Consider the following 1,003-nt stretch of genomic DNA (forward strand, 5'->3'; position numbering starts at 1 on the left):
CCTGGCCGTCGTGCAGCAAGGTGTCGAACTCGGTGGCCACCAGCTCGCGCACCTCGCAGAGCTTGTCGGTCAGCGGGCAGGCGAGGCTGCTGCAGGACAGCTGCATGCTGGCGGCGATCCAGCCCAGGTCGGCGTCTGCCGTCGGCAGCACATGCGTCTGCTGGTCGTCCAGGTACTGGATGCGGTGCTCGACCTGGCGCAGGAAGCTGTAGGCCTCGGCCAGTTTCTGCGCCGTGTCGACCTTCATCAGCCCGCCAGCGGCCAGCTTGTCCAGCGCTTTCAGCGTGGAGCGGGTGCGGATCTCGGGGAACTGCCCGCCGCGCACCACCAGCAGCAGCTGCACGATGAACTCGATCTCGCGGATGCCGCCGCGCGACAGCTTCACGTCGTTCGCGCGCTCCGGCCGGCCGGCGGCGCGGCGCTGCGCTTCCTCGCGGATGCGCCGGTGCAGCTGGCGCAGGCCCTCGAACACGCCGTAATCCAGGTACTTGCGGTAGACAAACGGCGTGACCAGCGCGCGCAACTGCAGCGCCCGGCCGCTGGTGACCGCCTCGCGCGGCGCGACCACGCGGCTCTTCAGCCACGCAAAACGCTCCCACTCGCGGCCCTGGACCAGGAAATACTCTTCCAGCATCGCCAGGCTGACCACCGGCGGGCCGGAATTGCCATTGGGCCGCAGCGCCAGGTCCACGCGGAAGACAAAACCGTCGTCGGTCACGTCGCCGATCAGCGTGTAGAGCTGGCGCGCCACCGCGCTGAAGTATTCGTGCGCCGAGATTGGCTGCGGGCCGTCGGTCTGGCCGTCGTCTTCGTAGACGTAGATCAGGTCGATGTCGGACGACACGTTCAGCTCGCGTGCGCCCAGCTTGCCCATGCCGATGATCCAGAAGTCGATCGCCTCGCCATTGGCGTCGCGCGGCGCGCCGTGGCGTGCGTCGGCGTCCAGCCGGGCCTGTGCCAGCGCCAGGCCCAGCGTGACCTCGGCCAGTGCGGTCATCGCGTG

1 protein-coding gene is annotated in these 1,003 nt (G+C 69.1%); it reads right to left on the reverse strand.

Annotation, left to right across the window (positions count from 1 at the left end; all coding sequences use genetic code 11):
- Window positions 1-1,003, reverse strand: a 1,003-nt coding sequence (locus tag FKP22_RS31595; RefSeq protein WP_510606741.1) for a [protein-PII] uridylyltransferase family protein, incomplete at both ends; no start/stop codon positions are given.

Source organism: Ideonella azotifigens (assembly GCF_006519715.1).
Taxonomy (GTDB): domain Bacteria; phylum Pseudomonadota; class Gammaproteobacteria; order Burkholderiales; family Burkholderiaceae_C; genus Ideonella; species Ideonella azotifigens.